At 70.7% G+C, this 14,290-nt stretch carries 14 protein-coding genes; 6 read left to right on the top strand and 8 right to left on the bottom strand.

Annotation, left to right across the window (positions count from 1 at the left end):
• Nucleotides 1–17 precede the first annotated feature (17 nt).
• A complete protein-coding gene (gene pstB / locus GA0115234_RS08145; protein WP_093540206.1) occupies nucleotides 18–794 on the top strand; it encodes a phosphate ABC transporter ATP-binding protein PstB in 777 nt (258 codons plus the stop codon).
• A gap of 123 nt (nucleotides 795–917) precedes the next feature.
• Here the strand turns inward: pstB and GA0115234_RS08140 are convergent, their stop codons facing one another.
• Both GA0115234_RS08140 and GA0115234_RS08135 read right to left on the bottom strand, forming a co-directional pair.
• Nucleotides 918–1,916, bottom strand: coding sequence for an inorganic phosphate transporter (locus GA0115234_RS08140; protein WP_093540205.1), 999 nt, complete (start codon nucleotides 1,914–1,916; stop codon nucleotides 918–920).
• 5 nt (nucleotides 1,917–1,921) lie between these two features.
• Complete coding sequence (locus tag GA0115234_RS08135; protein ID WP_072488031.1) at nucleotides 1,922–2,542, bottom strand: DUF47 domain-containing protein; 621 nt, start codon at nucleotides 2,540–2,542, stop codon at nucleotides 1,922–1,924.
• Nucleotides 2,543–2,742: 200 nt separating this feature from the next.
• On the opposite strand from GA0115234_RS08135, the gene GA0115234_RS08130 reads away from it, so the two are divergent.
• Nucleotides 2,743–3,093, top strand: a complete 351-nt coding sequence (locus tag GA0115234_RS08130) for a metal-sensitive transcriptional regulator (RefSeq protein WP_093540204.1) — start codon at nucleotides 2,743–2,745, stop codon at nucleotides 3,091–3,093.
• 30 nt (nucleotides 3,094–3,123) lie between these two features.
• Here the strand turns inward: GA0115234_RS08130 and GA0115234_RS08125 are convergent, their stop codons facing one another.
• Entirely contained in the window at nucleotides 3,124–3,306 is a 183-nt protein-coding gene (locus tag GA0115234_RS08125) for a hypothetical protein (protein ID WP_093540203.1), read from the bottom strand.
• Nucleotides 3,307–3,443: 137 nt separating this feature from the next.
• Entirely contained in the window at nucleotides 3,444–4,352 is a 909-nt protein-coding gene (locus GA0115234_RS08120) for a hypothetical protein (RefSeq protein ID WP_093540202.1), read from the bottom strand.
• A gap of 133 nt (nucleotides 4,353–4,485) precedes the next feature.
• Here GA0115234_RS08120 and GA0115234_RS08115 point away from each other — a divergent pair, with 133 nt between their 5' ends.
• Both GA0115234_RS08115 and GA0115234_RS08110 read left to right on the top strand, forming a co-directional pair.
• Complete coding sequence (locus tag GA0115234_RS08115) at nucleotides 4,486–4,677, top strand: hypothetical protein (RefSeq protein WP_093540201.1); 192 nt, start codon at nucleotides 4,486–4,488, stop codon at nucleotides 4,675–4,677.
• Nucleotides 4,678–4,792: 115 nt separating this feature from the next.
• On the top strand, nucleotides 4,793–6,424 hold the full coding sequence (locus GA0115234_RS08110) for an FAD-binding oxidoreductase (protein WP_093540200.1): 1,632 nt from the start codon (nucleotides 4,793–4,795) through the stop codon (nucleotides 6,422–6,424).
• A gap of 19 nt (nucleotides 6,425–6,443) precedes the next feature.
• Here the strand turns inward: GA0115234_RS08110 and GA0115234_RS08105 are convergent, their stop codons facing one another.
• The 4 genes from GA0115234_RS08105 to GA0115234_RS08090 all read right to left on the bottom strand — a co-directional run bounded on the left by GA0115234_RS08105 (nucleotide 6,444) and on the right by GA0115234_RS08090 (nucleotide 11,628).
• Nucleotides 6,444–7,175 (bottom strand): phosphatase PAP2 family protein, encoded by a 732-nt coding sequence (locus tag GA0115234_RS08105; RefSeq protein ID WP_093540199.1) that lies wholly within the window; start codon nucleotides 7,173–7,175, stop codon nucleotides 6,444–6,446.
• Nucleotides 7,176–7,510: 335 nt separating this feature from the next.
• Entirely contained in the window at nucleotides 7,511–8,473 is a 963-nt protein-coding gene (locus GA0115234_RS08100; protein WP_272922051.1) for a C40 family peptidase, read from the bottom strand.
• A 255-nt stretch (nucleotides 8,474–8,728) separates the two neighbouring features.
• The gene (locus GA0115234_RS08095) at nucleotides 8,729–9,343 is read right to left on the bottom strand and encodes a hypothetical protein (protein WP_176729109.1); all 615 of its coding nucleotides are present in this window, start codon (nucleotides 9,341–9,343) and stop codon (nucleotides 8,729–8,731) included.
• Nucleotides 9,340–11,628 carry an alpha/beta hydrolase gene (locus tag GA0115234_RS08090; RefSeq protein ID WP_256088671.1) on the bottom strand — a complete coding sequence of 763 codons (2,289 nt, stop codon included), beginning with the start codon at nucleotides 11,626–11,628 and terminating at the stop codon, nucleotides 9,340–9,342. The genes GA0115234_RS08095 and GA0115234_RS08090 overlap by 4 nt, the downstream gene beginning before the upstream one ends.
• Before the next feature lie 487 nt (nucleotides 11,629–12,115).
• Here GA0115234_RS08090 and GA0115234_RS08085 point away from each other — a divergent pair, with 487 nt between their 5' ends.
• Both GA0115234_RS08085 and GA0115234_RS08080 read left to right on the top strand, forming a co-directional pair.
• Nucleotides 12,116–12,877: a DUF4232 domain-containing protein gene (locus GA0115234_RS08085; RefSeq protein WP_093540198.1), complete on the top strand. Its 762-nt coding sequence runs from the start codon at nucleotides 12,116–12,118 to the stop codon at nucleotides 12,875–12,877.
• A gap of 560 nt (nucleotides 12,878–13,437) precedes the next feature.
• Nucleotides 13,438–14,274, top strand: a complete 837-nt coding sequence (locus GA0115234_RS08080) for a serine/threonine protein kinase (RefSeq protein ID WP_370804128.1) — start codon at nucleotides 13,438–13,440, stop codon at nucleotides 14,272–14,274.
• The last annotated feature ends 16 nt before the right edge of the window (nucleotides 14,275–14,290 follow it).

Here is a 14,290-nt window from a genome sequence, read left to right as displayed (position 1 = left end):
AAGAAGCAGTGATTCAGATGGCCAAGCGCATCGACGTCAGCGGCCTGTCCGCCTACTACGGCTCCCACCTCGCCATCGAGGACATCTCGATGACCGTGGAGCCCCGCTCCGTGACCGCCTTCATCGGCCCGTCCGGCTGCGGAAAGTCCACCTTCCTGCGCACCCTGAACCGCATGCACGAGGTCACCCCCGGTGGCCGCGTCGAGGGCAAGGTGCTGCTGGACGACGAGAACCTGTACGGGGCCAACGTCGACCCGGTCACCGTGCGCCGCACGGTCGGCATGGTCTTCCAGCGCCCGAACCCGTTCCCGACCATGTCGATCTTCGACAACGTCGCCGCGGGCCTCAAGCTGAACGGCTCGTACAAGAAGAGCCAGCTGCCCGACATCGTCGAGAAGTCCCTGCGCGGCGCCAACCTCTGGAACGAGGTCAAGGACCGGCTGAACAAGCCCGGCTCCGGTCTCTCCGGCGGTCAGCAGCAGCGCCTGTGCATCGCCCGCGCGATCGCGGTCGAGCCGGACGTCCTGCTGATGGACGAGCCGTGCTCCGCCCTGGACCCGATCTCCACCCTCGCCATCGAGGACCTGATCGGCGAGCTGAAGGAGCGCTTCACGATCGTCATCGTGACGCACAACATGCAGCAGGCGGCCCGGGTCTCCGACCGCACGGCGTTCTTCAACCTCGCGGCGGTCGGCAAGCCCGGCAAGCTCATCGAGATCGACGAGACGGAACGCATCTTCTCCAACCCGTCCGTCCAGGCCACCGAGGACTACATCTCGGGACGCTTCGGATAGAACCCCAGACGGCCTTGAGGTGCTGCATGGCGGTGCCACCACAAGGCGAAGGGGCCGCCCCCGCTCCCCGCAGAGGGAGTGGGGGCGGCCCCGTTTCCGTACCGCCGTGATCACGGCCGGCGGTCAGCCGAAGAGCAGGACCACGACTCCGTAGCTCGCGGCGGCGACCAGTGCCGCGGCCGGCATCGTGATGAACCAGCCCAGGATGATGTTCTTGGCGACACCCCAGCGCACGGCGTTCACCCGCTTCGTGGCGCCCACACCCATGATGGCGGAGGTGATCACGTGCGTCGTGGAGATCGGCGCGTGGAACAGGAACGCCGAGCCGAACATGATCGACGCACCGGTCGTCTCCGCGGCGAACCCCTGCGGCGGGTCCAGCTCGATGATCTTCCGGCCGAGCGTCCGCATGATGCGCCAGCCGCCCGCGTACGTACCCAGCGAGAGCATCAGCGCGCAGACCAGCTTCACCCAGACCGGGATCGGGTCGCTCGGGCTCTCGACATCGGCGATGACCAGCGCCATCACCACGATGCCCATGGTCTTCTGCGCGTCCTGCAGACCGTGACCGAGCGCCATGCCCGCGGCCGAGACCGTCTGGGCGATCCGGAAGCCGCGCTTGGCCTTGTGCGGGTTGGACTTCCGGAACATCCACATGATCGCGACCATCACCAGATAGCCGACGACCAGACCGATGACCGGGGAGACGAACATCGGGATGACGACCTTGTCGAGCACCCCGTCCCAGTGCACCATCGTCCCGCCGGCCAGCGCCGCGCCGACCATGCCGCCGAACAGGGCGTGCGAGGACGAGGACGGCAGCCCGAAGTACCAGGTGACGAGGTTCCAGATGATCGCGCCGACGAGCGCGGCGAAGAGGATTCCCATCCCCTTGTGCCCCTCGGGCGTCGCGATCAGGCCCTCGCTGACGGTCTTGGCGACACCGCTGCCCAGGAACGCCCCGGCCAGGTTCATCACCGCGGCCATCGCCAGCGCGGCGCGCGGGGTGAGCGCACGGGTGGAGACGGACGTGGCGATGGCGTTCGCCGAGTCGTGGAAGCCGTTCGTATACGTGAAGCCGAGCGCGACCCCGATGGTCACGATCAGCGCAAAGGTGTCCACGTGGTTCAGGACTCCTTGACCGCGATGGTCTCCACCGTGTTGGCGACGTGCTCGAACGCGTCGGCCGCCTCTTCCAGCACGTCCACGATCTGCTTGAGCTTCAGCACCTCTATGGCGTCGTACTTGCCGTTGAAGAGATGAGCGAGCAGTTTGCGGTGGATCTGGTCGGCCTGGTTCTCCAGGCGGTTGACCTCGATCCAGTACTCGGTGAGATTGTCCATCGTCCGCAGACCGGGCATCGCCTCGGCGGTCAGTTCGGCCGCACGGGCCAGCACCTCGATCTGCTGGGCAATGCCGTTGGGGAGTTCCTCGACCTGATACAGGACGACCAGGTCGACGGCCTCCTCCATGAAGTCCATGATGTCGTCGAGCGACGACGCGAGGTTGTAAATGTCCTCGCGGTCGAACGGCGTAATGAAAGAGGAGTTCAGCTGGTGGAAGATCGCGTGGGTGGCATCGTCCCCCGCGTGCTCCGCTGCCCGCATGCGCTCCGCGATCTCGACTCGGGAGGCAGAGTCCGCCCCGAGCAGTTCCATCAGGAGTTTCGAGCCCGTGACGATGTTGTCCGCGGATGCGGAGAACATGTCGTAGAAGCTCGTCTCCCTGGGGGTCAGACGAAAGCGCACGTGGGGTCCTCGGGGTGCTTTGGATTCGGTCAGGCTGATGCTAGGCGCATCATCCGGCCACGGCTAACCGGCGTTCTTCAGTGTCGCGCATCAGGCACTGTGATCAGCACGGGCCCCCGGTCACGTTTCAGCTGAATTCGTTAGGATATACCCACCAGGGGTATATAAACGGCAGGGTAAAGGGAAAACGGGAGGCAGTAATGACCACCACCGAGACGGCCGGGACGACCACGGAGACGGAATCCACCGTCACCGACCATGACCGTGGCATACACGGTTATCACCACCAGAAGGCCGAGCACCTCAAGCGGCTGCGCCGGATCGAGGGCCAGATCCGCGGCCTCCAGCGCATGGTCGACGAGGACGTCTACTGCATCGACATACTGACCCAGGTCTCGGCATCCACGAAGGCGCTCCAGTCCTTCGCCCTCCAGCTCCTGGAGGAGCACCTGCGGCACTGCGTCGCGGACGCGGCGGTCAAGGGCGGCGAGGAGATCGACGCCAAGGTCGAGGAAGCGACGAAGGCGATCGCCCGGCTGCTCCGCACCTGATGGCGGGGGTCCTCGGGCGCGGGGCCGCGCTCACCCCCGGTGGTCGCCCTGCCGGGGGACGGTGGTCTCCCGGACGTCGAGCACCTCGTCGATACGGTCCGCGCTGAGCCGTTCCCCGATCGCGGCCGACGCGGCGATCATCAGCTCACCGCAGAGCTCGATCTCGGCGAGGGCCACATGGTCGGATACGGTCCGCACGCTGAGCGTCACCACGTCACTCACCTCTCACTGCCGTCGCCGGCTTCCTAGCGTAGGGAGCGGACCACACGCCGCGCATGGCACGGACGGACCATTTCGTCACGGCCGGCATGCCTATCCCACCGCCCGCATCCGCACCTGTCCGCCCTCGGCTACCGCTGCCGGATCCGCCCCGTGTAGATGTCCCGGCCGTCCGGCAGCCGTACGGAGACCGGCGCCCCGAACCCGAACAGCAGGGTGGTCGACACCACCTCCACCGGCGGCCCCTCGTTGGCGAAGCTGAACCGGTGGCGCACCTTGCGCAGCCGCCCCTGGTCGTCGAGGTACGCGTCGAACGGCACCGTGTCCGTGCGGAACCCTTTCGCCGCCGCGGCCAGCGCCCCGCGCGAGCCGGGCCCGGCCCCGCGCGCGGCGAGCCCGATCTCCGCCGTCCCCCGGTAGTGCCGCACCGGGATCCCGGCGAGCACGGTCCTCCCCACGTACGTCACCCGACGCGCCCCGCGCAGCAGCTCGGCGGCGGCCATCGGATCGGTCACCCCGCCGGTGACGAGGTTGCCGTCCGCCAGCGTCGTCGTGTCGACCCTGACCCATTTGTCTGCGGGCACCCCGGCGCCCCGGTTCCTCATGTAGAGCGCGCCCGGGGCCAGCAGTTCGGTGATGGGACGGTGCTCGTCCTCACCGGCGGCGTCCTTGGGCAGTACGACCGTGAGCCGGCCCCTGCCGCTGCGGAAGTCGTACGAGCCCCGGCCCCTGATGGTCACCCGCGTGCCGCCCGCCGCCGTCTCCATCGCCGTACGCACCTCGGCGGTCCCGGCGGTGGCCCCGGTCGCGGGGCCGACCCCGGCCACGGCCGTCGTCCCGGTCCCGCTCGCCGTCCCCGCGAGCACCGCGGCCGCGCGGTGGACCGTGTCGAGGGCCTCGGCCCCGCCCTGCCCGTCGGCCACGGCACTGCCACCGCCACCACCGCCCGAGCATCCGGCGGCCGTCGCCATCACGCCCACCACGGCGAGGGCGCAGACAGCGCGCACCCCGCTTCCGGACCTGTGCTGCCGCACCACCATCGCCTGCCAACCCCCAACGCCGTAACGCCTGCCCGAGAGGCCCATCCGTTCCGCATAACGACGCCCCGTGTCCCCCGTCACGCCGCCCCCGTCCGCCGCACCGCCGGGTGGCCGTGCCCAGTACCGTGGACGGGTGCATGAGCGACCCACCGACGAGGTCCCGCCGACCGCCCCCGACGCCGCGTCCACCGGGCACCAGCCCACGACCGTGGAACGCGGCTCCTTCTGCACCGCACGCTGCGGCTGCGGCTGGTCCGGACCGGCCCGCCGCTCCAGAGACCGGGCCCGCACCGACGCCGCGGAGCACCGCGCGGCGGCCCCCTGACATCTCCCCCGACCCGACCGGGTGATCCCCCCGTGCCCGGCCTCCGCCCTCCCCACCACCGTCCGGCCTCCGCCCCCCACCGTCCGGCCCGTCAGCGCCAAGACTCGGAGATCCGATGAACCAGCCACGCCCGCCGGCCCGGCGCACCCTGCTCACCGCGGGCGCCGCGGTGGTGCTCACCGGCGCCACCACCACCGCCTGCAGCGGCACATCCACCTCCGACGGCGCGTCCCCCGGCGCGTCCGGCACCCCGGGCGGCACGGACGGCACGGGCAGCACACCCGCCTCACCCGCCACATCAGCCCCGCCGAAGCCCTCCTCCGCCGGGGCCGCGGACTGGTCCGCCCTGGCCGGGAACCTCGACGGCAGCCTCATACGGCCCCAGGACGCCTCCTATCCGACCGCCCGTCAGCTCTACAACACCCGCTTCGACGACCTGAAGCCCGCGGCCGTCGCCTACGTACGGCACGAGGCGGACGTCCGCGAGTGCCTCTCCTTCGCCCGCCGCACGGGCACCCCCGTCTCCATCCGCAGCGGCGGCCACTCCTACGCGGGCTGGTCGAGCGGCGACGGGCGCCTCGTCCTGGACGTCTCGTCCCTCTCCCGGGTCGGCCCGGACGGCACGATCGGCGCGGGCGCCCGGCTCATCGACGTCTACCAGGGCCTCGCCCGCAGTGGTCTGACGATCCCCGGGGGCTCCTGCCCCACCGTCGGCATCTCCGGCCTCACCCTCGGCGGCGGCCACGGCGTCGCCTCCCGCGCATACGGCCTGACCTGCGACAGCCTGACCGCGGCGACCATCGTCACGGCCGACGGCAAGACCCTCACCGTGGACGCAGGGCACCACCCGGACCTCTTCTGGGCGCTGCGCGGCGCGGGCAACGGCAACTTCGGCGTGGTCACCGAGCTGACGTTCCGGACCCGCCCGGTCCCGCGGACGGTCACCGCGTACCTGTCGTGGCCGTGGTCGCGCGCCCGGTCCGTCGTCTCGGCCTGGCAGGAGTGGGGCCCGTCCCAGCCCGACGAGATCTGGTCCTCGGCGCATCTCGACGCCGGCCCGGGAGGCGTCGCCCCGACCGTCTCGGTCGCCGCGTTCAGCCTGGGCACCTACGGCGACCTGCAGAACGCCGTGGACCGCCTCGCCGACCGGATCGGCGCCCCGGCCTCCTCCGTCTCGCTGCGCCGCCGCAGCTACCAGGATTCGATGCTCGGGTACGCGGGCTGCTCGGGCATCACCGACGCGCAGTGCCATCTGCCGGGGACGACGCCCGGCCGCACCACCCAGGGCACGCTCCGGCGCGAGACGTACGCCGCCGCGTCCGACTTCTACGACCGCTCCCTGTCCCCGGCGGGCATACAGGCGCTGCTCGACCGGACCGAGGCGTTCACCCGGATTCCGGTGACGCGGGGCGGCGGGTCCGGCTCCGTCGCGCTCACCGCGCTCGGCGGGGCGATCAACCGGGTCTCCCCGCAGGCGACGGCCTTCGTCCACCGCGGCTCGCGGGTGCTCAGCCAGTACATCGCTTCCTGGAACCCCGGCACGGCGGGCGGCGCCCAGCAGGACTGGCTGAAAAACACTCATGCGGCGATGCGCCGCCACGCGTCCGGAGCGGCCTACCAGAACTACACCGACCCGGCGCTGACCGACTGGCGCCGGGCCTACTACGGCTCGGCGGCCGAGCGCCTCACCGCCCTGAAGAAGCAGTACGACCCCGACCGCCTCTTCGCCTTCCCGCAGGGGCTCTGAGGGCTGCCGCCGGACAGGCCTATGCGGCGAGGTCCTTCTCGCCGTCGCCGCCGCCCGTGCCCGGCCGCGGCTCGGGGATGCCGAACGCCCCGGCCCGGCCACCGGCCGCGGGCACCGGCTCCGGCCGACGCGACCGTACGAGCCACCCGAACCGCTCCGACCGCGAGACGGCCGCCGCCAGCGGGGTCAGCAGCATCATCGCCAGCGGGGCGAGCAGCAGGGCGACCGCCGTGCCGAGCGCGAATCCGCCGATGACATCGGTCGGGTAGTGGACGCCCATGTAGATCCGGCAGAAGCCCTCCAGGAGGGCGAGCGCGATCGCGGCGATGCCGAACTTCCGGTTGGCCACGAAGATCCCGACGGCCAGTGCCATCGCCATCGTGGCGTGGTCGCTCACGAAGGAGAAGTCGGTCTTCCCCGACACCAGGACGTCCAGGCCCTGGTGGTCCCGGAACGGGCGGGGCCGGTGCACGAATCCGCGGATCGGGATGTTGATCAGGAGCGCGATCCCGGCGGCGAGCGGGGCCCAGACGATTCCGGAGACCGCCGTCACCGAGTCGTCGACCGTGCCGCGGCGGCGCACGCTCCACCAGCACCACAGGACCACCAGGACCATGCCGAGCATGATTCCGTACTCACCGACGAACTCCATGACCCGGTCGAACCAGGTGGGAGCGGACTTCGCGAGTCCGTTGATGTCGTAGAGCAGGCTGACGTCGGGGTTCGACCCATCCAGTGCGAGTCCAGCCATCTGCTGCGGCCCCTTGCCTTGTCTGCTGCCGCGGGCACGCCCATGTGCACCGCTGTGACGAACCCCCGTGTCGGTTCGATCATTGCGCTGATCCGTACTGCGCTGATCCGTACTGCGTGGATCGGTGCCGTGCGGCTGCTCCGCCCGCGAGGGCCTTTCGGACAGCCGCCGCATGCTCGATGCGCCGTGGTTCCGGTCCACCCAGGGAACGACGTCGCCCGTGCCCGCGTTCCACTCTCCACCGAATGATCACCATGACGTTATCGAAGAGAGACTCGTCGTCGCAGCTCAGGGCCCAGGCTTCACGGAGAGTTCCGGCCACCGCCGCCACCGCGTCATGCCGCCGGCCGGGCCGTCGGAAGGGCCGCGGCCCCGTCCTTGGTCACGCGCGTCGCGCCGAAGTAGTCGGGCGCGTCGATCTTGTCGAACCGGATCACGGCCCCGGTGTACGGAGCGTTGATCATGTAGCCGCCGCCGACGTAGATCCCCACGTGATGGATGGCCCGTGAGTTGCCCAGGTCGTTCGAGAAGAACACCAGGTCGCCCGGGAGCAGCTCGTCCCGGGAGGGGTGCGGCCCGGCGTTGTACTGATCGTTCGCCACCCGGGGCAGCTCGATGTCCACGGTCCGGTACGCGGCCTGGGTCAGCCCCGAGCAGTCGAACCGCCCGTTCTGCTCGGGCGTGCCGTTCCCGCCCCAGAGGTACGGCGTACCGAGCTTCTTCTGGGCGAAGTAGATCGCCCCGGCCGCCTGCTCCGAGGGGGCGACGCGGCCGACGGGCCTGGCGAAGCTCTTCTCCAGGGAGCGGATGATGGTGACGTAGTTCTGCGTCTCCGAGATGGCCGGCACCCCGCCGGACCGGATCACCCGGTACGCGCCGGCGTTGTACGCGGCCAGCATGTTGTCCGTCTGATCCCCCGGCACCTTCTTCACGTACCCGGCCAGTTCGCAGTCGTACGAGGCGGCGGAGGGGATCGCGTCGGCCGGGTCCCATACGTCCCGGTCGCCGTCGTTGTCCCCGTCGATGCCGTGGGTGGCCCAGGTGCCCGGGATGAACTGGGCGATGCCCTGCGCGGCGGCGGGGCTCTGGGCCCGGGGGTTCCACCCGCTCTCCTGGTACAGCTGGGCGGCCAGCAGGGCCGGGTTGATGGCGGGACAGAGGTTGCCCCACTTCTGCACCAGCGACTGGAACTTCGCGGGCACGGCCCCCTTGGCCAGCGCCACGGCACCGCCGCCGGGACCGGCGAGCCCGGCGGCGGCGGAGTACGTACCGACGACGAGCAACGCCACGAAGCACATGGCCATGCCGACACCGATGCCACCGATCACCCAGAATTTCCGCACCCCTCAACCATCCCCCATCGGGGACGTGTTCATGGGCGGTTTCGAGGGTGTGTACGAGTAATCAGGGTCACCGAGGGGCATCGACCGGCCATTCCGGCGCACGGGACCACCGGCCCGGCGCACCGGACACGCGGCCCGGCGCACCCGGCGCACCCGGTGCGCCGGCCGGATCGACCGACCGACGCACCACACCGCATCACCGATGCACCGTCAGGAAGCGCCGGCGGACCAGAACTCTGAGCGCACATTGGGGCTGGGGAGCGGATAGACGCCCTCGTACGCCGGACCGTTCGGCTTGGACACGGAGTCGGCGACCTTCGACTCCTTCACGCAGGGGGTGTCCGCCTCGAAGAAGGCCTGCCCCTTGGCGCGGACGCTCACACTGATGCCGAAGCCGTCCTTCGTCACCGCGTAGACCGCCGGGAACTCCGTATCGTTGTTCTTCGCCTTGATGCGGTAGTCGCTCGCGCGCCAGAACTTCTCGACCTGGTCCAGGAAGCCCTGTCGGCGGTCCGCGGACACGATGGTCATGACGGTGCGCCTGCGCGTCACATCGCAGCTGCCCTTGGACGTGGGACCGTGGGCCCACTGGACCTCGGGGTTGATCTCCTTCAGTACGGCGTCGAGCATGCCGTCGGCCCGGTCGGCGGCCTCCTGCATGTCCATGCTGTTCCCCTTGGTGCCCTTGGTGTCCTTGCTGCCCGTGCCGCTCTCGGCGGCCGGGGTGCTCGTGTCCGCACCCGACTGTGCCTTCTCGCTGCCGCAGGCGGACAACGTGAAGCCGACAGCCAGAGCGACCGCGACGATCTGGAATCTGCGCCTCATCGCTGTTCCTCCATCTTGAGCCGGTCGGAGTGTCCCGACACGATAAGGGCGATGCTGTCGGCGGACACGGCGTCCCGCACCGGGTTGAAGTAGTTCGAGTGCGAATCGAAGCTCATGGGCTTGCCCGGGTCCACCGGGAACCGCGTGGCCCCGAAGGCCTTGCTCGCCGGGTCCTTGCCGAACCAGAGATCGTCGTCGCCCCGGTCGGCCAGGTCACCCGCGATGTACGCGCCGGCCGGACCGCCCAGGATCATCCCGATCCCGCCCACGACGACCTGCGTCTTGGACGGGAGCTTGGTCACCGGGTCGTTGGCGGCGGCGCCGACGAAGACGTGCCCGGCACCGACGCCGAGGTCCACGGCCCGGTCCACGCCCACCCCGGGGCTGCCGACCAGGATGATGTCGTCCACCCCGGGGATCCCGCCGATGTGCTTGGCGGCGGCGCCGACGGTGCGCGAGCCGTAGGAGTGCCCGATGGCCGTGATGTGCGGGTCCTTGTTCTGGTTGGTGGCCGAGATGCCGCTCATGAAGTCGTTGTACGCCACGCCGCCCTTCTCCGCCCGGCCGGTGCCCGCGACCGCCAGGCTCGACAGCCCGTCCGGCGTCTGCGGCGCGTCGTATCCGAGCCAGACGATCGACGCGCTGGACGGGTCGTAGCCCTGGGCGCCGATCGCCGTGTCACGGGCGCGCTTGAGGTCGTTCTTCGCGAATTCCTCGTCGAGGGAGGTGTTCAGCCCCGGTACGTACGCCGACACGTTCTTCGAGGTGTCGGGGTTCCCGTAGGAGACGATCGCGCGCCCGTTGCCCTCGTCGCCGATGCCGATGAGGTACATCGGGGGCTGGCTGCCCTCCTTCAGCTGCCGGTCGATCTCGCGCAGCCCGGCCAGCTTCTCCTTCGACGCCTTGTCGTTCTGGCCCTCCAGCTTCGAGATCAGGTCCGGCAGGTTCCGGCGGTTGGCCGTGTCCCGGTCCGCCACCGGGATGCCGTCCAGGCTGCCGATCTGGTCCGGGGAGAGCTCCAGGTACCGGTCCCGCTGCTCCTGGGTCAGCCCCTTCCACCACGCCTCGCGCCCGGCCGGGCTGGAGCCGCGCGGGATGCGGTCGTTGAGGTACTGCCGCTCCCCGTCCCGTACCGCCGACTCGACGCGGCCGCCGGAGCCGGGCAGTCCGGTGAGCGCGCTGCCGCCTCCGCCGGACCCCTTGGTCAGGTCCCAGGCGGCGGCCACGTACTTGCCCTTGTTCCACTTGTCGCCCGCCTTGTTGGCGGCCTGGGCGTACTGGTCGGCGACGCCCTTGGCGGTGTTGACCGGGTGCGCGATCGTGTCGATGGCGCCGGTGACGTCGCCCAGCAGACCGTCGTCGCCCACGATGCCGGTGAAGAAGTTGCCGTCCGGGCGGTGGGTGGAACCCGTGGTCGGGGATTGTCTACCCGCGTCGACTCCTGAAGAAGAACCACCGGTTCCGTCCGAACCACCAGCACCACCGGCACCACCGGCACCACCGGCACCACCGGATCCGTCCGAGCCACCGGCACCACCGGCACCGCCTGAGGCTTCAGATCCCCCGGCCCCGCCGGCACCGCCGGTCGCATCCGACCCGTCGGCACCCGTCCCACCGGTCACGGTGGCACCTTCGGACCCGGCGCCGGAGCTGGCACCGCCGCTCCCCTGACCGTTCCCGTTGCCGTTGCCGTTCCCATTGCCGCTGCTGCCGCCCGCGATGGCGCCGGGCGGCGGGCAGGCGCTTCCGGTCAGCTGGCAGATGGCGTTCCGGAGCTGGCCGGACACCTGCCCGCCGATCCCCGTGGCCACGAGCCCGCCGATGAGGGCGACGACCACGAGGATCATGCCCAGGTATTCCATCGCGGTCTGACCGTTGTCCCGGCGCCACTTGACCATCCGCCTGACGACGCTGAACGGCCGGTGCTCGACGCGCTGTTCGGGGGCGAGCCGGAACCAGGCCCGCGCACTGGGCCGGGACAGCAGGGCGAGGACGACGACGGGCAGCACCAGCTGCGTCACGCCCCGCCCGTTCTCCGCGTCGTTCAGCGTCGCCAGCGCGCCGAGGATGAGCCAGGCGTGTACGGCCAGGAGCCCGCGCCGGATCCAGACGCCGCCGGTCCTCAGGTACAGCGACAGCACGAACCCGGCGATCCCGGGGAGCGCCGCGTACAGCACCATGCCCAGCAGGCGGCCGTCCAGCGCATCGACGGACGAGGCCACGACCAGCGCGTCGAAGGTGCCGACGACCGTGAGGACGAAGAGCAGCCGGACGAGAATCAGCACCGCCTGCAAGGAGCGCGACAAAGGTTGTCTGCCCGGAGGGACCTCGGCGGTGCTCAAGGCGGCACCGCCCGGTACCGCTAGTTCTCGTATGCCCGACACGGCGAGTCTCCCCAGCTTTGTGAGTGGGTACAGCGACAGTTCCCCCCGGTATCCGTATGCGACCACAGCAACACGGGACCCGGCATGGGCCCCAGGGCCCAATGCCGGACTCAATGTCCGCGCCCGGCCCGCCAGTTCAGGCCATCCGTCCACCCCCCGCTCCCCGGCCCCGGAGCGGCGCCGCGCCGGACCCGGCTGACGCGCCGCGCCCGCCCGCGCACCGGGGCGGCGCCCGGTCCGGGGCCGGTCCCGGAGACGTCAGCGGGACGTCAGTGAGGCGTCAGCGGAACGTGAGCGATCCACAGGATGCTGAGGTTGTCAAGAGGTCAGAGAGAGCGGTTCGCCGCAGGATCCGGGCCTTGTTCTCACCCTCGCCCTGGGAGATTCCATGCGTACGATCCGCACCCGCAAGCACACCGCCGCCCTCGGCGCCGTCACCGCGGTCCTCGCTCTGGCACTCACCGCCTGCGGTGGCGGCGACGAGACCGGCACGAAGTCCGCCGGCAGCGCGGACAACGCCGCGTCGGCCGGCGCGTCGACCGACGCCGGCCAGTCCTCGGACGCCACGAAGGCCACGGGCACCTCGAAGGCCGACAGCACCGCGCAGAACACCGGTGCCACGAAGACGGGCACCTCGAAGACGAGCACGTCCAAGGGCGGCAGCACCGCGAGCGGCAACACCAGCGACAGCTACGCCTACAAGCACCCGTGCAAGAGCAGCGACCTGTCGGTGCGCGTCTACCCCCGCGAGGGCTCGGCCACCCAGCAGGTGATCGAGGTCAACAACACCGGCGCGAACTCCTGCGGCCTGAGCTACTTCCCGCGGGTCAGCCTGGGCGCCTCGAAGGCCTCGGACCACAGCGGGGACATCACGCCGGCGGTTCCCGGTGGCCTGGGCGGCGCACCGGCCTACCCGGTCAAGCCGAAGACCGCCGCCATCGCGGTGATCGACCTCAACCCGAGCGGCGGCAACGGGCTGACCTGGATCAACGAGATGAACGTGCTCGCCGACGGCGACCACATGCCCAACGCGGACACCCAGAACTTCGAGCTCGGCCCGGACGTCAAGGTGCGCGACCCGAAGCTCGGCCTGTACCGGGGCACGGTCGCCGACGCGGTGAGCTCCATGAAGTCGGCGGGCAAGTCCTGAACCGCTGAGCACGGCCTTACGGCGAACTCCGGGGGGCGCCGCCCCTCCCCCTTCGCCGCACACCCAGCACCCAGCACTCCACACCGAGGGCCCGGATCCATGCGATCCGGGCCCTCGGCGCATGTGGTCCGGACCCTCGGCGCATACGATCCGAGCCCTCGGCATCGCTTGTGGCCGCCGACCGCGGCGCGCGCGTGAGCATGCGCCGCGCGCGCCCGTGAGCATGGCCCGAAAAAGCCGGAGCGCCGCTCCGCCGGATGCGCCAGATCGAGCCAGTTCACCGGAGTACGCGAAACCGCGCTCCACGGCGCGTACTCCCTCCCGTACGCCCGGTTCCGCGTGGGTCCGCGCGGCTCGCCCCGGTCTCCCCGCGGAAGAACCCGAAGCTGGGCGCCCGGCACGGGCCCCGCCGATTCGCGCCTCCCCCGGACGGCACCGCTCCAGGGCGGACAGCCTGAGGACGGCCCGAAAACGACCAGAATCCGGACCGGGACCACTGTCCGGGATGGGTACCGTTCGACCGATGTCAATGTCACCGGCACGGGGGCGAGGTGGGGGCACTGAGCGGGATCGTGGTCTATCTGCCGCAGAACGTGGTCTGTCCGCCGCGGAGTACGCGAAGAAGCGGTGACGCCGACGGGGTGCCGTGCGGCGGCCCGGTGACGTTGCGGCTCGGCCCGGGAGAGGTGGCGCGTTTCGGACGGGGCTCGGCGACGACCCCGGTCGAACTGCGCCTCGACGACGAGGCCATCTCCCGGCTGGCCGGCGAGATCCGGGTGACCGACGACCACTGGCAGCTCAGCAACCACAGCGCGACCCAGAGCTACCTGGTGGAGAACCCCGAGGGGGCGGGTGAGTATCTGCGGGTCCCGCCCCGGCGGGCCGGCGCCCCCATCCCCTTCGAGTTCTCCCGGGTCGTGCTGCCCACCCGCCGCGACACCACCGTCGCCTTCCAGGTGTTCGCCCCCGACCACGTCTATCTGGACCCCGACGGCATGGTGGGCCAGTGGGGCAGCCGCACCGTCACGGCGTACTCGCTGGACGAGACGGCCCTCTACTTCCTGGTCCTGGTCGCGCTCTGCGAACCGCGGCTGCGCGACGAGTCGCCGGTCGCCGTACCGACCACCCCGCAGATCGTCGAGCGGCTCAAGTGGCACGCCGCGTGCGGCGGCCGGCTGACGGCGCGGGCGGTCAGCTCGCACATCGACTACCTCGCCGAGGAGAAGATGCGGATCAGCACTCCGGCCGAGCACGGCTCCGGTGGGGCGCGCCGCAACGGAAAGCGGGAGGCCCTGGTCGGGATCGCGCTGCGCTTCGGCCTCGTACGGGAGGAACATCTGGCACTGCTGCCGCCCCGGACGCCGATACGCATCCGGGAACGGGAGACGAGCAGTTGAGACACGGGCCCCCGGA

The sequence above is a fragment of the Streptomyces sp. DvalAA-43 genome, from assembly GCF_900091725.1.
GTDB classification, from domain to species: Bacteria; Actinomycetota; Actinomycetes; order Streptomycetales; family Streptomycetaceae; genus Streptomyces; species Streptomyces pulveraceus.
Note: the sequence above shows the minus strand (reverse complement) of the source record. Positions and strands in the feature narration are given on the sequence as shown.